This window comes from Flavilitoribacter nigricans DSM 23189 = NBRC 102662 (assembly GCF_002646595.1).
Taxonomy (GTDB): Bacteria; Bacteroidota; Bacteroidia; order Chitinophagales; family Saprospiraceae; genus Flavilitoribacter; species Flavilitoribacter nigricans.
Map to the genome: position 1 here is coordinate 61531 of NZ_PDUD01000004.1, position 19421 is coordinate 80951.

Annotated in this window: 16 protein-coding genes; 8 read left to right on the plus strand and 8 right to left on the minus strand. The window is 55.5% G+C overall.

The annotated features are described in order from the left end of the window. Window positions 1–388: 388 nt before the first annotated feature. From CRP01_RS03720 to CRP01_RS03730, 3 genes are read left to right on the plus strand one after another with little or no spacing between them, the layout of a single operon-like run. Complete coding sequence (locus tag CRP01_RS03720; RefSeq protein WP_099148659.1) at window positions 389–1684, plus strand: CitMHS family transporter; 1296 nt, start codon at window positions 389–391, stop codon at window positions 1682–1684. 44 nt (window positions 1685–1728) lie between these two features. Then, window positions 1729–3078, plus strand: a complete 1350-nt coding sequence (locus CRP01_RS03725; RefSeq protein ID WP_099148660.1) for an acyclic terpene utilization AtuA family protein — start codon at window positions 1729–1731, stop codon at window positions 3076–3078. A 1-nt stretch (window position 3079) separates the two neighbouring features. Beyond that, entirely contained in the window at window positions 3080–3379 is a 300-nt protein-coding gene (locus CRP01_RS03730) for an AtuA-related protein (RefSeq protein ID WP_099148661.1), read from the plus strand. Between the two features lie 311 nt (window positions 3380–3690). Here the strand turns inward: CRP01_RS03730 and CRP01_RS03735 are convergent, their stop codons facing one another. Further along, complete coding sequence (locus CRP01_RS03735) at window positions 3691–4248, minus strand: GNAT family N-acetyltransferase (protein ID WP_099148662.1); 558 nt, start codon at window positions 4246–4248, stop codon at window positions 3691–3693. Window positions 4249–4426: 178 nt separating this feature from the next. Between CRP01_RS03735 and CRP01_RS03740 the strand changes: the two genes are divergently transcribed. Beyond that, window positions 4427–4891, plus strand: coding sequence for an SgcJ/EcaC family oxidoreductase (locus CRP01_RS03740; RefSeq protein ID WP_099148663.1), 465 nt, complete (start codon window positions 4427–4429; stop codon window positions 4889–4891). A 113-nt stretch (window positions 4892–5004) separates the two neighbouring features. Here the strand turns inward: CRP01_RS03740 and CRP01_RS03745 are convergent, their stop codons facing one another. From CRP01_RS03745 to CRP01_RS03765, 5 genes are all read right to left on the minus strand, one after another. Then, window positions 5005–6219 (minus strand): right-handed parallel beta-helix repeat-containing protein, encoded by a 1215-nt coding sequence (locus CRP01_RS03745; RefSeq protein WP_099148664.1) that lies wholly within the window; start codon window positions 6217–6219, stop codon window positions 5005–5007. Beyond that, window positions 6212–7162 carry a glycoside hydrolase family protein gene (locus tag CRP01_RS03750; RefSeq protein WP_099148665.1) on the minus strand — a complete coding sequence of 317 codons (951 nt, stop codon included), beginning with the start codon at window positions 7160–7162 and terminating at the stop codon, window positions 6212–6214. Before CRP01_RS03750 ends, CRP01_RS03745 begins: the two co-directional genes overlap by 8 nt. 72 nt (window positions 7163–7234) lie before the next feature. After that, entirely contained in the window at window positions 7235–8536 is a 1302-nt protein-coding gene (locus CRP01_RS03755; RefSeq protein ID WP_099148666.1) for a hypothetical protein, read from the minus strand. 97 nt (window positions 8537–8633) lie between these two features. Beyond that, a complete protein-coding gene (locus tag CRP01_RS03760; RefSeq protein ID WP_099148667.1) occupies window positions 8634–9143 on the minus strand; it encodes a hypothetical protein in 510 nt (169 codons plus the stop codon). Between the two features lie 60 nt (window positions 9144–9203). Beyond that, window positions 9204–9686 carry a DinB family protein gene (locus tag CRP01_RS03765; protein ID WP_099148668.1) on the minus strand — a complete coding sequence of 161 codons (483 nt, stop codon included), beginning with the start codon at window positions 9684–9686 and terminating at the stop codon, window positions 9204–9206. Window positions 9687–9870: 184 nt separating this feature from the next. Between CRP01_RS03765 and CRP01_RS03770 the strand changes: the two genes are divergently transcribed. The 4 genes from CRP01_RS03770 (at window position 9871) to CRP01_RS03785 (ending at window position 15401) form a co-directional block, all read left to right on the plus strand. Beyond that, window positions 9871–11115, plus strand: coding sequence for a putative DNA modification/repair radical SAM protein (locus tag CRP01_RS03770; RefSeq protein WP_099148669.1), 1245 nt, complete (start codon window positions 9871–9873; stop codon window positions 11113–11115). A gap of 15 nt (window positions 11116–11130) precedes the next feature. After that, window positions 11131–11886 (plus strand): TIGR03915 family putative DNA repair protein, encoded by a 756-nt coding sequence (locus CRP01_RS03775; protein WP_099148670.1) that lies wholly within the window; start codon window positions 11131–11133, stop codon window positions 11884–11886. Window positions 11887–11927: 41 nt separating this feature from the next. Continuing rightward, entirely contained in the window at window positions 11928–12686 is a 759-nt protein-coding gene (locus CRP01_RS03780; protein WP_099148671.1) for a DUF72 domain-containing protein, read from the plus strand. Window positions 12687–12773: 87 nt separating this feature from the next. Then, window positions 12774–15401, plus strand: a complete 2628-nt coding sequence (locus CRP01_RS03785) for a GH116 family glycosyl-hydrolase (protein ID WP_099148672.1) — start codon at window positions 12774–12776, stop codon at window positions 15399–15401. A 9-nt stretch (window positions 15402–15410) separates the two neighbouring features. Here the strand turns inward: CRP01_RS03785 and CRP01_RS03790 are convergent, their stop codons facing one another. Both CRP01_RS03790 and CRP01_RS03795 read right to left on the minus strand, forming a co-directional pair. Continuing rightward, on the minus strand, window positions 15411–16676 hold the full coding sequence (locus CRP01_RS03790) for a cellulase family glycosylhydrolase (protein WP_099148673.1): 1266 nt from the start codon (window positions 16674–16676) through the stop codon (window positions 15411–15413). 67 nt (window positions 16677–16743) lie between these two features. After that, a complete protein-coding gene (locus CRP01_RS03795; protein ID WP_099148674.1) occupies window positions 16744–19218 on the minus strand; it encodes a discoidin domain-containing protein in 2475 nt (824 codons plus the stop codon). Window positions 19219–19421: the final 203 nt, after the last annotated feature.

Below are 19421 nucleotides of genomic sequence, written 5' to 3' on the forward strand. Positions count from 1 at the left end.
TAACCACTTTCACTAGTTGACAGGACGACACATCCAACCGTCCACCATCGACCGTCAACCATCGACCGTCGACCGTCGACCGTCAACCAATTCAATTAACTTCTCTATCTTTAACACTTCAATGTCCAAGACGGTAGTCCGTAAGCTTACCATTAAAACCTTTGAAGTGGTTTAAATTTTTTCTATCCGGCCGGTGATCTCAACCCGGGGTTGCTCCCGGCGACTCTACGCACACTTGCGAATTGGAGGGGCCGTTCTTAAATGGATTTGCCGGTCTCCGTTCGGCACATTGAAACCATAAGCCACCGGGCGCAGCGGCAGGCACCACCGTTTTCAGTTTGTGCATTGCTGCCGCGAACTTGTTTGTCGATCCTAAAACAGCTAGCTTTTGATACTCCTGACCGGAATTCTGATCATTGTCGTTTTGCTGGCCCTCATCCTAAGTAAAACGACTACGGCGCTCAGCGCCCTGATCCTGGTGCCTATTGTGGGGGCGCTTATCGCCGGCTTTGGCCTGGAAACGGCCCAGTTCGCGCTGGCCGGTATCCGGAACATTGCGCCTGTAGCGGCGATGTTCATTTTTGCCATCCTGTTTTTCGGGGTCCTTACCGACGCCGGTATGTTCGATCCAATCATTCACCGCATCCTCAAAGCGGTAGGCAATGATCCGGCCCGGATCACCGTGGGCGCTGCCCTGCTGGCCATGATCGTTCACCTGGATGGCTCGGGCGCAGTGACCTTTCTGGTGACCATCCCGGCCATGTTGCCGCTTTTTGACCGGATGGGTATGGATCGCCGGGTATTGGCCTGCGTGGTGGCGCTGGGTGCCGGCACCATGAACATCGTTCCCTGGGGCGGACCAACCCTGCGGGCGGCAACTGCCCTGAATGTCAGTGTGACGGACCTGTACAATCCGGTTATGATCCCGCAGCTTTGTGGCCTGCTGTTTGTGTTGCTGGTCGCCTTTCGACTGGGCAAACGCGAAGCCGGGCGGCTGGGTATCCAGACCGGACAGGTGGAGCGTACCGTGTACGTCCGCGAACTTACCGATGCCGAAAAACTCATCCGTCGACCAAAATTGTTCTGGTGGAATATTGCCCTGACGGTGCTGACCATCGGAGCGCTGGTGTCGGGCTATGTCGCTCCGGCTATTGTATTCATGCTGGGCGCTACCCTGGCCCTGATGATCAATTATCCCCGGGTGAAGGACCAGCGGGAGCGCATTAACGCCCACGCGCAGGCGGCCCTGCTGATGGCAAGCATCCTGCTGGCTGCCGGTGTCTTTACCGGTATCATGAAGGAATCGGGAATGATCATCGCCATGGCCCAGGAAGCGGTAGCGGTGATCCCGCGGAGTATCGGGCAGTACATTCCGGTGATCCTGGCCGTGGCCAGTATGCCGCTGAGTCTGGTTTTTGATCCCGACTCTTTCTATTTCGGATTTTTGCCCATCATAGCGGAAGTGGGAAATGAACTGGGCGTGGCGCCCGTCGCTATGGGGCAGGCCGCCATTTTGGGGCAGATGACCACCGGCTTCCCGCTCAGTCCACTCACGGCTACTACTTTTTTACTGATCGGACTGACCGATATAGAACTGGCCGATCACCAGAAATTCACCTTTAAATATGCCTTCCTGACTACCATCGTCATGACGGTGGTGGCGGTCCTGATCGGTACCCTTTAGAACCGGTACCAACGATGGCCGGACCAACTGATAAGCAAAGAACAATGAACGACTCCCAAGATAAGATCATTCGCATCGGCTCCGGAGCCGGTTACAGCGGCGACCGCATTGAACCCGCCGTGGAACTGGCGGAGCGGGGCCAGCTGCACTATCTCGCTTTTGAATGTCTGGCCGAACGAACGATCGCCCTGGCGCAGCAGCGTCGGCAGCGCGATCCGCAGGCCGGTTACGATCCGCTGCTGGACCTACGGATGCGGGCCTGTCTGCCACCGGCGCGCCGCAATGGTGTCCGGATCATCTCCAATATGGGGGCGGCCAATCCGGTGGCGGCTATGGAACGCACCGTGGCGATTGCCCGGGAACTGGGATTACAGGGGTTAAAAATAGCCGCCATCACCGGTGACGATGTACTGGAACAGATCCAGAGACGGGATTTCCCCATCCTCGAAACCGGAGGACGACTGGAGGACCTGCGGCCGCAAATCATCTCCGCTAATGCTTACCTGGGGGTAACTCCTATCGTGGCGGCGCTGGCGGCAGGAGCGGATGTGATCCTGACCGGCCGGGTGGCCGATCCGGCGCTCTTCCTGGCGCCCCTGATCCATGAATTCGGCTGGTCGCCGGAGGATTATCATTTGCTGGGTAAAGGTACGGTACTGGGGCACCTGCTCGAATGTGCCGGCCACGTCAGCGGTGGTTACTTCGCCGATCCGGGCGTGAAAGAGGTCCCGGACCTGGCCAGGCTGGGTTTCCCGATTGCTGAAGTGCGGGCCGACGGGGACTTTATCCTTACTAAATTGCCGGGTACCGGCGGCATGATCACCCCGGCTACCTGTAAGGAACAATTGCTTTACGAAATACACGACCCGACTGAATACCTCACCCCGGATGTGGTGGCCGATCTTAGCGGTGTAACCTTTCGCGAGACGGGAAAGGATCGGGTCGAGGTGACCGGCGGGAGCGGAAAAGTTCGGACCGGTTTATTGAAAGTATCGGTGGGTTTTCGGGATGGATTTATCGGAGAGGGACAGATCAGCTACGGCGGTGCCGGGGCGGTTGCGCGGGGAGAACTGGCGCTGGATATCGTGCGGCAGCGGCTGGACGCTACTGGCGTCGGCGCTCAGGAACTGCGTTTCGACCTCATGGGCGTCAATTCCCTGTACGGCAATACCCTATCTGTTGGAGAACCGGCTGAAGTGCGGGTTCGCGTTGCCGGCCGCACCGAAAACCGCGCCGAAGCCGTCCGGATCGGCAACGAAGTGGAATCGCTTTACACCAACGGCCCGGCGGGTGGGGGAGGAGCGACCAAGTCGGTAGGGGAGATTATCGCCATAAATTCTATTTTAATCGATTCGTCCGAGGTGGACCCGAAAGTCACTTACAAAACGGTTTAAGATGAAACTCAGAGCCATTGCCCATTCTCGTACCGGAGACAAAGGGAATATTGCCAATATTTCGGTGATCGCCTTCCGGGAAGAGGATTACCCTTTACTCCTGGAACGGGTGACCGCCGCCCGGGTCAAAAATTTTCTGTCGGATGTGGTGAAAGGGGAAGTATTGCGGTACGAGCTGCCGAATATTGCGGCCCTGAATTTCGTTCTGCACGACGGTTTGGGCGGCGGCGTAACGCGATCCCTGGCGCTGGACAAGCACGGAAAATCGCTCTCCTCGGCCTTGCTGGACCTGGAGATCTAGCGCCGAAAAGTGTTGACAAAAGAACTTTTCCTAAATGATTGTCGGCAAAATTTTTCAAAAATAAGATGGTTCCCAAAAGAGGTGCAGCGCACCGTACGATCTTCAGGGAAGAGAAGTGAAGATTTTTCAGGTGCAGCGCACCGTCCTGGCCAGGTTACCGTAGTTGAGGCCGCTGGGTGCATAGAATAGAGTGCTGCACCTCAGCTTAACTATGACTGAGCACCTAAGTTTGATTCTCGATAAATCCGAAGGAGAGAATGAAAAGATCCGGCGTAGCGAACCTATTTTCCCCTACGCCGTAATTTACTCTTTCAAGCCTGGCGGCCCTCCCATTCTTCCCGGCTGATGGCGAGCAGATTTTCATCCACCCACTTGCCGTGCTTTTTAAATCCTTTCTCTATGTAGCGGACCAGGCGCATTCCATTTTTTTGCAATACCCGTTCGCTGGCCTTGTTCCAGATCGCGTGGCAGGCTTCGATCTCACGGGCCTGTAGTTGCGTGAACCCAAATTCGATAACAGCCCCAACCGCTTCGCTCATGATGCCTTTTCCCTGGTGGTCCGGATGGGTCCAGAAACCGATGTTCCACCCGCCGGCTTCGGAGGTGGGTCGGATGGAGATGCGCCCGTAAAAGTCGGAAGTATGTTTGTCCGCGATGGTAAAAGCGTAAGCCTCTCCCCGTTCCCAGGCTGAGATCGCACGCTGGAGCGGCTCCTCCAATTCCTCCATGTTCTCGGGCGGATACCAGAGCATCCCATCCGTAAAACCCGGATAACGACTGGCGGAGAAAATAAAGGGCAGGTCTTCCGGGGCGGGCATGCCGAGCCGCAGGCGGAGCGTTTCCAGGGTGAAATTTCCGGATAGTAGCATCTTTTCTGATTTTCAACCAGGAACTCAGGGGCTTAGTTCCACAGACCGGCCGGCTATTTTTCGTGCTCATTACCCGGCCCGGACCCAATGAAACATCTGTACAATTTTCCCCGTCCGAAAGCCCGTAAACTTGCATTGTTAATTCTATTCAACTCATTTAAACCATACGTAAGAGATTATGAAAACTAAACTGTTTTTCTTTTTGGCATTAGTAGCTTTTAGTAACGCTGTTATGGCTCAGGCCGAAATGTCCACAGATGAAGCGGAGATCAAAACACTGGTACAGACCCTGGTTAATGGATTACTCAAAAAAAATGCGGAACTGATGGGGACGAGCCTCGCGGATGATGTGGTATTCATTACCCCCGGCGGGCACCTGTTGAACAGCCGGCAGGAAGTAGTAAGCTTTCACGAGCAGGCTTTAAAAATGATGCCACCCAATTATACGTTCTCCGTTGAAGTAAAGGATGTTCAGTTTGTCCGCCCGGATCTGGCTATCGCCCGCATTTCCGGCAGCGGCTCCTTTGAAATGGAAGGCAAAAAAATGATGGATGTACAACACGCCGGCATTACCGCGATCAAGGAAAATGGTAGCTGGAAGATCATCCACTTCGGAGCTACGCCCGTACAACCTCAGGGCTAAAACTAAACACCGTGCTTAGGTCTACCTGACCGGTTGCCGGTTGCCTCTTTAAAGCAGGCAGCCGGCAATTTTTTTCCCAGCCCGTCCGTCATGCAATTGAATAAAGTATACGATCAGGGAGCCGCAAAGGCCCCGGCCGCCCGTTTTTTGCCGTAAGGGCGCCCCAAAAAATCAAGCTTTGGCTCCGTGGTGCCGCTTATATAGTGCCGGACCGGGCTGGCGGTTTTCAGCTGGTAGTTCGCTCCCTCCAGGTCTGCAAATTGTGGATCCTTTCCCCATTGCTGCCGGAGTGATGTTGCTGGGAGTTGCGGTTCGCGACCGGGATCATCCACCCGGTACCAGTAATTATCCGAAAAGTCGAAACTCTCCGGACGGGTATGGGCCCCGGTATTAACTTCCGTGCGCAGCGGCCCGTAATAGATGAGATTATTCGCAAAGACATTATCGCCGCAGGCCACAAATCGCCCGGGATCCACGGTTTCCTGCAGGATGCGCAGTACCCAGGCGGACGGCAGGATGATGGTGTTGTTGATCACCTTTACCCGCACGGCCCCCACGTAGGCGATCGCGGCATCGGAACCGACGATGAGGTTGGCGTAAACCTGCAGATCCGCAGCTTCGTAAGTCGCGTCTGACGGACGAAAATAGGGAAGGCCGGTGCTGCCGCCCAGATTGAGTGTACGCAGACCACCGTTTCTGAAATGGTTCCTTTCAATGGAGATGCGAGCTGATCCCCCTTTTACCTGGATCGAATTGCTGCCCATATTTTCGAAGCGGGACGCACTTATGGTACCGTCGTGACAGCCGACCAGATCGATGCCGCTGCCCCCGTCCGCCCCGTTGGTGAACTGGCAGCGATCAATGGAAAAATGGTCCAGCCCGGATAACTTCAGCAGATCGTTATTACCCCGCCCTTTCAGGTCCCGAAACCTACAGTCCGCCAGTTCAATGTGGTGCGCCGGATCGGTATAGTCTCCTCCGTCGTCGATATTCAGGCCGTTCTGGGTCTGCCCTTCGAAGGTGAAACCGCTAATGGTGAGGTAGGCCGGATCGGACAGGTGCCAGGCAAAACGGCCGCCGGAAATGACTACCGATCCGGAAGCGGCGGCAATTATGTAGATCCGGGCGCCGGCCCGCCCCTGCAGTCCGATGACGCTTTGTTCGCCGGGATAACGACCGGGATGGAACAATAAGGTGTCTCCGGGCTGGGCCCGCCGGGCGGCTGCTTCCAGGTTGGCGTAAGTCTGATCCGGCCCGATAGGCAACACGGCTGCCGCCAGAGAAGATCCGCCGGCCATGAACAGCGCAACCAGGAGCAGTTTATTCATCCCATTTAAGTTTGGCTAGTTTGACGCCCTGAAAATCGGCAATATCGCTGATATACCACTGCCCGTCCTCAAAAATTAGTTCCGGTGCCCAGACGGGCAGTTCGGCGATCAGTTTATCATCATTGTTGACCCCGAAATTGTAGGGATCCGTCGAGCGGTAAACGAAGGTAGTGCCGGTAGAGGATGAGGAGCGGAACAGGAAATAGTAATCACCGTATTGCTGCACAAATGGGCTCTCGGCACTGACCGCGCCGTTGCCCGCCCGGCCGCCTTCGGAGACGATGGTGTAGTCACTCCACCGCTTCAGGTCCTTTGAGGTGCGCACGTTGACGAAGCCCCGCAGCCAGCCGTCGCGGGCCACGGTGGAAATGGTGGAATAGGCAAAAAAGGTGTCGCCTTCCCGCATAACCATCACATCCCGGCCGCCTTGTTCGTAAAGCAGATTGTTGTCGTCTTTAAAACGGGGACGGGTATAATTCGCTCCATCCTCCGAGGTCATGATCCGGATCCCGGCTGAATTATAAAAGCAGTAATAGGTGCCGTCGATCTCCAGAAAATAAGGTGCCTGCATGGTCTCCTTCCGCCCGTCCTTTTGTTCGCCCCATTCCGTCTGGGCTCTGGCGGCTATTCCCCGTTGCTCCCAGAGTTTACCGTCGGAGAGGGACTGGCCTTGCCAGGCGTACAGTAAGCGGCTGACCCCGGTGCCGCGCATGCAGGCCCAGAGGTGCCAGTGTCCGTCCCGGTCCTTGACGAAGCCGTGATCCACGACGTGCTGTTTAGCAGGGTCCGGTCCGTTCAGGCTATCGAGATCGGGCGCAGCGCCGATCCGCCAGAATTCACCGTCAATGACGGGTACCGGAGCCGAATCGGGTGCTTCCTTAGACGTACAGGCCAAACAAGTGAGTAAACCTATTATTCCCGTAAGGGCGATCCATCTTTCCATTTTTTCCCTGTTTTTACTGGAAATTAGGTGTTTAGCCGAAGTTCACCGTCCTGCGCTTGTGGGTACCGCCGGTTAATTACGGACAAACTGGCCGCCGATCAGGAGAATAATGCTCAGGATCACGACTAAATAGAGATAGTGCCCGGGTAAGGAGGCGGAGGGGGCATGCCGATTGGTCCAGCCGGCCTCGCCGAGGTCGTAAACGGCGTATTGGGTCTCTCCCTGGCTATCCTCGTAATTCAGGTAGGCCGACCGGGACGCTTCGTCGATACCAATTTTCCGGATCGTATACGGGGCAGAAATATTCCAGTGGAAATTCCAGAAATAATGACTGTTGCAATTCCCGCGGATCAGGTAGTCGTAGCGGGGGGAGATTACCTTACTTATTGCTTCCAGCCGCGAACGGGTCTCACTAACGGGCCGGATATTGAAAGGAATATTGATCTCACTGGAGATCTGATAGCTGAAATCATAAGCCAGATAGTCCGCAAGGGCCCGGAGCTGGTGCTGATCCGCAAAAAGCGGACGTTTGGCGGTTTCGATCGCTGCCCGGTATTGGTAAACGTAATTGGAGACCTCCACCGTAGAGTAGGAAATCTGTTCATCCGGTTGTCGGTCCATTATTCCGCAGGACCATCCCGGTATCGTATCGTAATGAATATTCCCGATCTCGATGGGATAGGTAAGCGGAAGGACTTCGAATTGCTGACCGGAAGGCGGCCGGTAATATTCCCGATAAAACTGATCAATAAGCTCGGGGAGCTGGTAGCTTTCTTTCAGCTCTGTAACTTCCTGCGGATCTTTTGCACCAAGTTGCCGGCTTTCCAGGGTCCGAAAATACGCCAGATAATTTGCCGGCATTTCTCTTGCTTCCTCCAATAACTGCATCTCATTCAGGTAAGCGGCCGAACGGGAAAAACGGACGATGATCTTGCGGTAGGCTTCATCCGGGGTGAAAACTGCGTCGAAGCGGGAGACCAGGCTATCCTTCACCTGGAACTGGGACGGTGGCACATTGAAATAAACAAGATCCCGATAGATCGCATCGGCCCGCAGTCGCAGAAAATGGCTGGTAATCGTATCGTAATTGGCGTTCATCAGCACGATTATTTCCGCCAGCAGAGAATGATCGTCGCCGAGCAGGCGAATGACTTCCCGGAGCCGCTCACTGGTGTTGATCTCGTGGGTATACCCCTGGACGTTGAATAGAAAGGAATCCACTGTCCAGGCCGCAGAGGCAGTTAGCTGCTCTGAACTAAAGCCTTCCCGCAAAACCGATTGGGCAGATACCGGAGCCGTCAGCAGCAGCGTTATCCCGATCAGCAGATAATAATGGAGGAGGGAATTTTTCCTTGTAAGTCTGGCTATTTCCATGTTCAGCAATTCAGTTTTCGGGTAAAGAGGGACTACCCGGTAGATGCAGAGAACTGCTGAAAGGTTGGATAGGAGCCGGATCCGCTGGGGCTAAATTTTACTTTTCCGTCCAGACTTGTTGTAGCGCTCTTATCTGGGGATCTACATAAAGCACCGGCTGACCGGGGTCCCGGATTCCGGCCGGCCATTCGTCGGGATAATCCTGCCAGGGGTACAGATCGTGGAGTAGTACAAAACGTTCGCCGTTTTCCAGTTCCATAATGGTCTGCAACTGCAGATAATTGGTATGACTTTGCTTTCCGACCTGCATGACGATGTACTGCCAGTTGAAGACAAGACGCCGGATGGGTTGCTGCTCAAATATCGTTTGCCGCCCGGAAAGAAGAGACACACTCCGTTCGGCGGGGTAAAAGATCAGTTTCCCATCAAATCGAATGGCGTTCATCAGCCCCAGGAATAAACTGATGAAGAGGAGGACCAAGACGGGAGCACTCCGAATCATAATGGTGAGGAAAACAAACACGACGATCAGCGTGATCACTATCTTTTGGAGCAGATCATTCCAGCTGCTTTCCCTTTTATATTTTAAAACGATCTTCTCGCTCATGTCGCTAAAATACGTAAGTGGGGCAGAATTGAAAATAGTGGAGCATCTGCGGCCATATTTTTAATCCCTATCCGCCAGCAGCCAGCGTTCGATCTGCCGCCGGTGCCGCAGGATGTGCACAATGGCGTGTTCCATCATTTGTTCTACATCGTAGACCTGCCCCCAGGCGACTTTGATCTTTTTGTCCCGGTCGTGTTCTTCCAGTTTCAGGTCCGGATAATCGGCGAACAGTTGCTCGGCGCTCCGGATCACTCCCAGCAGGGCTTCACTGTATGCTTCGGCAGTTTCCAGCTGGTGCCTGTTGGCGTAATCCAGTTGCTCACCCCGCATCCGCCGGATCTCGATCTCGTAACACAAACCGGCGCGAACGACGTGGGTCAGTACCGTTTGTATGGAGCGGCAATCAGCGTGGCTGGTGTGGGGATCCCGCACTTTTTGCAGGGTCCCGGGAGATAAGGGATGGATTACGTCGATCAGTTCGCGCATCGCTCTTTCGTACTCATCCAGGAGAGCGCCGACGGCTCCGTTGTTTCGATAGGTCATGTTGTTAGAAGTTGGGAATTGACGTGTTGATTTGGGTATTGGGTGTTTGCCTGCATCAACTCTATGGGAGGTATTTAAGTTCCGGTGGTGGGCGCTTTGTCGGTCCGGTTACGCCACCGAAAATTAACAAAACACAAACAGTTTAAATTATTGATTTATGACATAAAAGATTTAAATTTACCCAATGAACCAGAAAACGCAGGAAAAACTAGAGATCCTGGCCGATGCGGCCAAATACGACGTCAGCTGCTCCTCCAGCGGCAGTAAAAGAAAAAACACCCGGACCGGTTTGGGCAACTCCACCGGGTCGGGCATCTGCCATACCTATACCGAGGACGGGCGATGCGTTTCCCTACTCAAAATTCTACTGACCAATTTTTGCATCTACGATTGCGCTTACTGCGTCAGCCGCAGCAGCAACGATATCAAACGCGCTGCTTTCACGGTGGATGAGGTGGTCGATCTGACGATCAATTTCTACCGCCGCAATTATATCGAAGGGCTCTTCCTGAGTTCGGGCATTTTCAAAAATGCCGATTACACCATGGAGCGTCTGGTCCGCATCGCTAAAAAACTGCGGCTGGAGCATCAGTTCAACGGCTACATCCACCTCAAGGCCATTCCCGGGGCCAGTGAAGAACTGCTCGATGAGGCCGGCCTCTACGCCGACCGCCTGAGCGTTAACATCGAGATCCCTTCGGAGATGAGCCTGAAAAAAGTAGCGCCCGAAAAAAACTATAAGGATGTCCTCGAACCCATGGGTTACCTGAAGACCCGGATCAAGGGCTACAAGGAGGAACGCAAGCAGATCAAAAAAGCGCCCCTTTTCGCTCCGGCCGGCCAAAGTACCCAGCTGGTGGTGGGCGCCACTCCCGAGAATGACCTCAAAGTGCTGCAACTGGCGGATTCGCTGTACCAGCAGCAATCCCTCAAACGGGTATATTATTCCGGATACATTCCCATCCCGACCGATAACCGGCTGCCGGTGCTGAAGGCCCCGCCGCTGGTGCGGGAAAACCGGCTGTACCAGGCCGACTGGCTGTTGCGGTTCTACGGCTTTAAAGTGGATGAGATCGTCAGTGAAGCTTTTCCGGAACTGGATCTGGAGATGGACCCCAAAATGGCCTACGCCCTGCGGCATCCTGCCTTGTTTCCGGTGGACGTCAACAAAGCAGATTACGAAATGATCCTCCGCATTCCGGGGGTAGGCGTGAAGTCGGCGCAGAAGATCATCCAGGCCCGTCGCTTCGGTCAACTCCGCTTTGAACATCTGAAAAAGATCGGGGTGGTACTAAAACGTGCCCGGTATTTCCTGGTCTGTGCGGATAAGGATTTCCTGCATCTCGGCTGGGATCCGGACACTATTCGCTCCCAGATCCTGCACGCCGATCCGAAAAACCGGAAAGCCGCCCAACTCAGCCTGTTTTAAAAACGCCCAGCATTCATGACCATCCTCTATAACGGTACCTACCCGGGTCTGCTCTCCGCCATCTTTGAATCCTATCGGATCAAAGCCCGGCCCACACGTATCGTGCCCGAAGCCGATTGGCGCGGCAGCCTGTTTGAGGAACCGCTGGTGGTAGCTACCCGGTCGGACTGGGCGGAGCGGGTACGCGCCGGCGTAGTCAAAAAGACCTCTAAAAAGGGGGAGCGGATGTTGTACCGCTGCCTGCTTTCCGAGCAGCCGGATGTGGAAATGCTGATCTACGATTTTGTACGGCAGTCCATGAAAAGCAAAACCAACTGGGCGGATAATTATCTCGATGATACGGTGCTGCGCCTCCAGCAGATCGATAAAAAAATGGGGCGGGAGATCCACCGCATGCACGCTTTTGTTCGTTTCCAGCAGACCCGCGATGATATTTATTACGCCGTGATCGAGCCCGATTTTGATGTGTTGCCGCTCATTATTGACCATTTCGAAAAAAGATACCCGGCACAGACCTGGCTGATCTACGATTCGCGGAGGCACTACGGTATGTTTTACGACCAGCAACGGACCGAGGCGATCACTTTTGCCGAAAAAGACCATCTAAATTTGCGACAGATCAGCGCATCGATACTGGAGGAGGGGGAAACCGACTACCAGGAAGCGTGGCAGAAATACTTTACCAGTACGAATATCCCCGAGCGCAAAAATATGAAGCTGCATCTTCAGCACGTACCGCGCCGGTACTGGAAATATCTGGTCGAAAAATAATCTCCGGCGAACATCTTGGCTCCGGGATCGGTCAGTTAAGTATGAGCGATTCAATCCACGATCCGTTATTCCTGGGCACCGCCGGCTGGACGATTGCCCGGGAGCACGCTGCCCTGTTTCCCGCGGAAGGCAGTCACCTGGAACGTTATGCCCAACTCTTTCGCGCCGTGGAGATCAATGTCACCTTTTACCGCCTGCCCATGGCCCGTACCTTTCTTCGCTGGGCGGAAACAGTGCCTCCGGATTTTCGTTTTTCTGTGAAATTATCCCGCAGCATTACCCATCATACCCGATTGAAGGATCACGGTCTGTTGGCTCCTTTTTTGGAGCGCGTGGAGTTGCTGGGCGAAAAGCTGGGCCCGATCCTGGTCCAGCTACCGCCCAATCTGGCTTTCGACAGCGGGCCCGTCCGGGAGTTTTTCCGGGAATTTCGCCGGCAGCACGACGGGGCCATTGTTTGTGAACCCCGGCACCTCAGTTGGTTTGCGCCGGAAGTGGAACTCGTCTGGGATGAATTCCGGATCGCCCGGGTGGCAGCGGACCCGGCCCGTGCCCCGCAGGCCGATCAGCCGGGCGGGTGGAACGGGCTGGTCTACTACCGGCTGCACGGAAGCCCCCGGGTGTATTATTCGAGTTATGATGAGGGCTACCTGCAGGAACTGGCCCGGCAGCTGGAGGAGTGGCGGCAACTGGCGCCCGTCTGGTGCATATTCGATAATACGGCCAGCGGCGCGGCGGTCGGCAACGGACTGACCATCCAGCAGCTAACGGGGGCAGGGCGCAGCCAGGGCGATCAGTAAAAGCTGACTAGGACACCAAAGGACACTGCAAACCTCCGCTGTTGCGTATATTGAGCGAAAGGACAAACTCCCGTAAAACTGATCGCCATGCCCAACACCAAGCCTTTTGCCTGCCTCATGAAAATAGATGAAACTCACTTCATCGCTATCTGGCTACTCTCCATAAGTCTACTACTATTACCGGGCCTAAGCCCGGCGCAAAACCCGGCCAAGGTCTATCGCGGCCAGCAGTTGCAAAGTCTGCGGGTACCGATCGGCGGGATCGGTACCGGGGATATTCTGATCGGCGGCCGGGGAAATATTGCCCATATCGAAGTTTTCAATCGACCGGATCGCCAGCGACGACTGGAAAAAACGGGTTTTGCGATCTGGTGCCAATCGGGTGACGGTCCGGCCGTTGCCAAATTACTGGAGCGGGAGATCTTTCCGCCCTACGGAGAATCGACGCACAAATACGTTGCGGGATTGCCGCGCTTCCGGGAGGCGGAGTTTATCAATGATTTTCCCCTGCACCGCTGGCAATTCCGGGACGAAGCCATACCGCTGAAAGTGAATATGGAGGCATTTAGTCCCTTTGTCCCGCTCGATGTGGCGGCCAGTAGCTACCCGGTGGTTGCATTCTATTGGGATCTGGAAAATCCAACGGACGAGCGCGTCCGGGGATCCGTGGTTTTCAACCTGGAAAATCCCATTCTCGGGGACAGTATTACTAACCGATACCACCAAAACGCAGCCCTGCAGGGCGTACGCATGGCCAATCAGGATCCGGAAAACGTCAATTATCAGGGGCAGCTGTTTATCGGTACTACGGCTGCGGACCCGCAGATACAAACTCATTGGTATCCGGGTACCTGGCGGGACGAAGCCCATATTTTCTGGGATGACTTCAGCAAAGACGGGCGGATCGAAACCCAACTTTCGGACTGGACCACCAATTCCGATCCGGCATCCTACAACGAATCCACCCACCGGATGGCCAGTGTGCTGGTCCCGTTTGATCTCGCTCCCGGCGAACGCACCCGCATCCCTTTTTATCTGAGCTGGTATTTTCCCCAGCGGGTTTTTCGGCTGTCGGAAACTTTCGGGATCGCAGAGGCGGCCGGGAAAACATTTGGCAATGCCTACAGCAATTACTTCAGCAGCGAACTGGACGCTCTATCAAAGCTATTGCAGCAGGAGGATCACCTGTACACCATGACGGCTCGATTCGCCGAAAGGCTCCAGCACTCCACCTATCCGGAAAGTGTGAAGGAAGCGCTGAGTACCCAGGCGGCGACCCTGCGCACCAATCTCATCCAGGTGAGCGATAAGGGCAATGTCCACGGCTTCGAAGGGGTGAACAGCGGTGGCTGGTGCTGCCCGGGCACCTGTACCCACGTCTGGAACTACGAGCAGACGCTGGCCTCGCTCTTTCCCCCGCTGGAAAGAAACATGCGGGAGATCGAATTTTTGCACAACACTTTTGACAATGGTTTTCAGGCCCACCGCTCCGTACTGCCTATTGGAGATTATTATTTCAACGGTCCGGCGGCGGCCGACGGGCAGATGGGTACCGTCGTCCGGGCTTATCGTGAATGGAAGCTGAGTGGAGACGATGACTGGCTCGCCGGTGTCTGGCCCGGCGTCAAAAAAGCGCTGGAATTTGCCTGGTACGGACCGGGCACGGTTTCGGAAGATCGCCACCGGCACCAGGAAAAACAAATGGCCTGGGATCCCGATCAAAATGGGATCCTGACCGGCCGTCAGCACAATACCTACGATATCAATTTCTACGGACCCAGTTCTATGACGACCTCCGTCTACCTGGCGGCGCTGAAAGCGGGTGCCGCCATGGCCGCAGCGATGGGCGACGAAAAGAGTGCCAGCGCCTACCGGGAAGTGTACGAAAAAGGCATCCGGGCCACGGAAAAGGAACTGTGGAACGGGGAGTATTTTATCCAGACCATCGGCGATGACCCCGCAGCGACTACGGAGTATGAGCCCGACAATGGTTCCGGCGCGTCGATCCCCAAATACCAGTACGGTGACGGCTGCCTGTCCGATCAATTGCTGGGACAGTATCTTGCGTTTATATCCGGACTGGGCTACCTGCTGGATACGGTGAAGGTAAACAGCGCGCTGCATTCCATTTACCGTTACAATTTTATCCCGTCTTTGCGGGAGTTCTCCAATGTGCAACGAGTTTACGGCCTGAACGACGAATCGGGTGTCGTGCTGTGTACCTGGCCAAACGACAATCGGCCCGCTTTGCCTTTTGTGTATTCGGATGAGATCTGGACGGGGGTGGAATTCCAGGTAGCGGCCTCCCTCATCTATGCCGGGTATACGGAAGAAGGGCTGGATATCGTCCGGGCGGTACAGGACCGGTACGACGGGTTCAAGCGCAATCCGTTTGAACACGATGAGTCCGGAGTACACTACGCGCGGGCCATGGCCAGCTGGTCGGTGCTGCTGGCCCTTTCGGGAATAGACTACGACGGTCAGGAACAGCGCCTCACTTTCGGCCCCCGGATAAATGCCGGCAACTTTTCCACCTTCTGGTCTACCGGCACCGCCTGGGGTTCCTTCGATCTGGTGGGGAGGGTGGCCGTATTGACGGTGGACTACGGCGAACTCACCCTCCGGCAATTTGGCGTCCGTGATCGCAAAATAGAGACCTATCCTTCCGGAAAGCAGTTGCGGGCCGGTGAACAGCTGGTGCTGGAATTGCGATGATCGGGAAGTTTACTTTTTGATCACCTTATATACAGTATGCTCTATCTGTAAAAAATATACTCCGGCCGGCAGATCCTGCAGGTTCAGAATATTATCCCGGAGAAATACCGTTCGGACCAGGGCTCCGCCGGCATCGGCGATCCGTACCCGGCTGGGACCGGATAGGCCCCGGATAATGAAAGTACTGTCCGAAGGATTGGGATAGATCTGCAGGGATGGTCCGGCAATGACTTCATCCGTAGGTACCGTCCCGAATATGGCCGCCGCACTGGCGTTGGCCTGTAGGTAGGGTAGGATATATTGCCCGGCCGGCGTCAGGTTACTCTCCACGATGCCGCCGCATACGTTTTTGATCACGGAATAGTAGGGCTTATCGGTGCCGTCGTAGAAGGACCAGAAAAACCAGCCGATGCCCTGTTCCGCACAGGTAGAGACAATGGTTGCAGCGGTGTAATTCCCCGCATAACCTTCCGGATCATCCCAGCCGAATTCTCCCACCATTATCGGTAGCCCGGCGGCTTTCAGAGCCGGCAGTTGAGTTTCTACCTGAAAGGGCGGCGTCCAGTCGGTGAAGGTTTTATCTTCGGTTCGCCAGAAGCCGTACATGTGGATGGAGAAGATGACATTCCGCTCCGGATCGCTCTCCAGAACTTCGGCGCCGTAGGTGCTGAACATTTCCGGGTTTTGGCCGCAGTTTCGACCGGCGTCGATCACGATGGGATTTTTGATCCCCGCTTCCCGGAATTTCGTGATCACCTCCTTGTAGCCGTCGCGCCAGGCTTCGAAGTCGGAGAAATTATGTTCATTAGCTACATTGACCCAGAGGTACTCCTCGTAATCCTGGCAAAGTTTTACCATCTCTTCGCTGGTCCAGTAGTTGACAATATTTTCAAATTGCGGCTCATCGCAGGTGGCGTTGTGCATTTCGAGCATCGGGATCATTTTGGCTTTTACGGCCCGGTCTACGAGATTGCGTTGGGCGGCCGGGTTGGCGTTCCAGCCGAAAGCCCCCGCCGTCTGGGAAATGATCCGCACCGCATTGGCGCCGCTGTTGGGAATGTGGACGCTCATATTGGTCTTTTTGCAATCCTCATTGCCGGCCCAGAAAGCGGCGGCATTGTAGCCCATGGGAATAAATTCGTTTCCGCCCGAATCGTAGATCTTTCCGTCTTTTACAAAGAATCCGCTTCCGGTATTGTACTCCGGTCGGGTTTCCTGGGCGAAAGCCAGGGAGGGGATCAGGATGAACAGCAAAATTCTGAAAAGTGGGTGCATACGTAAGTTGTTTTGAAAATTTTCGCGCTTCGTGAACCAGTATATATTTTTAAGACAGTTTCTTCAGTCAATTATCTTTTCGGTGTTCCTTTAGCCATTCCATGAGGTCCTCCTGATATTCCCCGAGATAGCGGTGGCCGACGCCTTTCACTTCCGTCCATTTCAGCTCCACGCCGGCCGTTTCGAAGAGATCCTTCAATTTCCGGTTGACTTCGGTCAGACGGGTTTCCTCTTCACCCCAGGTCATCCAGACTGGTATCTCCTGAAAAAGTTTTGCCTCTTCCAGCGTAGGATTGCGCATGGCGCCGGAGTAGACCCCGATGGCCGCCCAGCGGTCCAGGGACTTTTGGGCAATGCGGAAAGTGCCGGCTCCACCCATCGAAAAGCCGTAGAGATACTGTCGGGCCGGATCGGTGGGAAAACGCCGATCCACATCGGCCAGGACCTCGAAAATGTCGGTTTCGGCCTGATCGCGGTAACCGCGATCTCCCCGACCCCAAGGCAAAACGTAGATCCCTTCCTTGCGGTATCCCTGGCTGGGCACACCTTTGATCTGGGGTTGGAGCGGTTGGTAAAGCATCTTTCGGGGATTGTTATTGCGGCCGCCCCCGCTGCCGTGCAGTTCGAAATAGAGCGGATAATCCTTGCGGTTGGGATCAAAGTCGCGGGGAAGAAACAACCAGTAGTAACTGTCCAGACCGTCCGAAGGCGATGGAAAGGCCATCATCAGGGGGCGCGGCCCCGCGGCGTAGGTTTCCCACTGCGCACCCTCATCCTGGAGGAAACGAAAAACGGCTGCGGCCGCTTCCCGGTCCGCTTCGGAGACCCCGAAACCGTGAGCCGTATCGCGACTAATCCGGGCGATCGATTCGAAATGGTGCCGGAATAACGGGCGACTTTCCCGGGCAGCCAGTTCGTCGACCAGGTCGAGCAACAGCGCAAAAGTATCGGGCGCGTTCGCAGCCGGCGTGCGGAGTGTGATCGCTTCACTGCGGCTGCGGTTTCCCACCCAGTCTACGGCTTCTACCGCTACGGTATAATCCTGGCCGGGGTCCAGGCCTACGAAACGGTAGTTCGTTTCCGCTGCGGGTAATCGTTGGATCAGTTGATCGTTCAGGTAGACCAGGTATCCGGCCAGCCGTATGTCGTCGCGTACTCCGCGCCAGCGCACGCGGATCTGAGAATCGGTGATCTCACTGTCCTCCGGATTAAGTCTCGGTGTTCCGGGTGCTACCTTGTCGGAAACGAAGGTGCTGCTCATTTCCCGGGTATCCTGCGCCCAGCGGAAGTCCTGCAGGTCGCCCCGGCAGGAGTCGGGTTCGGGCGATACCTCCGGGCGGTAAAACGCAATGCGGTCAATGCCCATGCCGTTGGAGCGGCCGGCAATTTCAATGCTGTGCGGTCCCGGCCCTTCGATACGGTACCAACCGCAGGGGCCGCCGGCCCAGCTCCATTGTTTTTCCAGGTTGTTGCCCGTTTTGCGCCAGAAATCCCAGTTGATGCTGCGCCAGTAGTCGTTATCACCGTCGAACTTTTCGTGATAGGTATAGATGGAATAGTAATAGACACTGCTGTCGGGGATCTGAACGTAAAAAGTCAGTTTCCGGTGATTGGGTATATCGTCGTAAGCGCTGCGGGGTTCCGGCCACATAGACGGCCCCTGGAAACGGGCGTAACCGGTGCCGCTGAAACCCGGAGCATCCCGGAAGATGGTCCAGCTCCGATCCCCGTATTGGGCGATCTGGGCGTTTTCAGCCTGGATGATCCCGTAGTCGCCGCTGAGCTGCCAGACTTTTATGTGATCGTTGGCGACTTCCAGCCGGCAGGTATCCGAAAAGGTGCCATCGAAACTTTCAACTGTGAGCCGGCTGCTTCCCGGAGCCAGGGCGGTAACCCGGCCGGATTCATCCACCGTGGCCACATTGGGATCCGAGGAACTCCAGCGCAGACTCTGATCGCAATAGTCGACCGGCTGGAGTGCGGCCCGGAGCTGGTAGGTATCTCCGGGATTGAGGGCGTTCCGGATGGGGTTTAGCAGGGTGATCCCCCGGAGCGGCCGGGTGCAGTCATCCACCGGTGGCCCCAATATCTGCAGCTCATAAATAGCCGTGCCGGTTTTCAGGCCGGGTCCGTCCGCCAGTACCCGCAGGTAGCGGGCCCGCCGGGCGTTAAAGCCGATGGTATCGGGAGTACCGTCGTTTCCGAAAACCCGGTACAGAGATTCCCAGACCAGGCAGTCGTCGGAAGCCTCCACCAGATAGTTTTCCGGGAAGGCGGTCTGGTGCCACTGAATGATGACCTCTGTAAAGGATAGCGTGCGGCCGAGGTCCACGTAGATCCAGGCCGGGCGTACCCCGGCTCCCCAGAGGCTAGTGTCGTTACCGTCGGTAATACGATTGGCGGGCGTTTCAAATCCACTTTCATTGGAGGCGAAGGCGGGGCGATGCAGGGCCAGGTTGGTGAGACTGCTATGCTGGGCCCACAAACCGTTCAGTCCCAGCAGCAGGGCCAGGCCGGAAAGGAAACCGTATTTTAAGGACATTACTGGATGTTTGTTGGTTTGATATTGCTTCGACCCCGGGTTGACCGGTCGCCGGTAGCAACTAAAATCATTTGAAAAGTAAAGGTTTTCCTTCCCGGAACTGTCCTGTACGGTAGGCCTGCCGCAAAGAGTAGCAGCATGGAGGCGAGAGACACGACGGCTCCGCTCCGGGAGCAGTAGCCGTCGTGTGAAAAAATTAATAA

Excerpts from the sequence above, each read along its gene's own strand:
- CRP01_RS03750 (WP_099148665.1), bottom strand. The coding sequence starts at position 7,162 with ATGGAAAGATGGATCGCCCTTACGGGAATAATAGGTTTACTCACTTGT.
- CRP01_RS03725 (WP_099148660.1), top strand. The coding sequence starts at position 1,729 with ATGAACGACTCCCAAGATAAGATCATTCGCATCGGCTCCGGAGCCGGT.
- CRP01_RS03765 (WP_099148668.1), bottom strand. The coding sequence starts at position 9,686 with ATGACCTATCGAAACAACGGAGCCGTCGGCGCTCTCCTGGATGAGTAC.
- CRP01_RS03785 (WP_099148672.1), top strand. The coding sequence starts at position 12,774 with ATGCCCAACACCAAGCCTTTTGCCTGCCTCATGAAAATAGATGAAACT.
- CRP01_RS03775 (WP_099148670.1), top strand. The coding sequence starts at position 11,131 with ATGACCATCCTCTATAACGGTACCTACCCGGGTCTGCTCTCCGCCATC.
- CRP01_RS03795 (WP_099148674.1), bottom strand. The coding sequence starts at position 19,218 with ATGTCCTTAAAATACGGTTTCCTTTCCGGCCTGGCCCTGCTGCTGGGA.
- CRP01_RS03755 (WP_099148666.1), bottom strand. The coding sequence starts at position 8,536 with ATGGAAATAGCCAGACTTACAAGGAAAAATTCCCTCCTCCATTATTAT.
- CRP01_RS03745 (WP_099148664.1), bottom strand. The coding sequence starts at position 6,219 with ATGAATAAACTGCTCCTGGTTGCGCTGTTCATGGCCGGCGGATCTTCT.
- CRP01_RS03730 (WP_099148661.1), top strand. The coding sequence starts at position 3,080 with ATGAAACTCAGAGCCATTGCCCATTCTCGTACCGGAGACAAAGGGAAT.
- CRP01_RS03770 (WP_099148669.1), top strand. The coding sequence starts at position 9,871 with ATGAACCAGAAAACGCAGGAAAAACTAGAGATCCTGGCCGATGCGGCC.
- CRP01_RS03780 (WP_099148671.1), top strand. The coding sequence starts at position 11,928 with ATGAGCGATTCAATCCACGATCCGTTATTCCTGGGCACCGCCGGCTGG.
- CRP01_RS03790 (WP_099148673.1), bottom strand. The coding sequence starts at position 16,676 with ATGCACCCACTTTTCAGAATTTTGCTGTTCATCCTGATCCCCTCCCTG.
- CRP01_RS03735 (WP_099148662.1), bottom strand. The coding sequence starts at position 4,248 with ATGCTACTATCCGGAAATTTCACCCTGGAAACGCTCCGCCTGCGGCTC.
- CRP01_RS03760 (WP_099148667.1), bottom strand. The coding sequence starts at position 9,143 with ATGAGCGAGAAGATCGTTTTAAAATATAAAAGGGAAAGCAGCTGGAAT.
- CRP01_RS03740 (WP_099148663.1), top strand. The coding sequence starts at position 4,427 with ATGAAAACTAAACTGTTTTTCTTTTTGGCATTAGTAGCTTTTAGTAAC.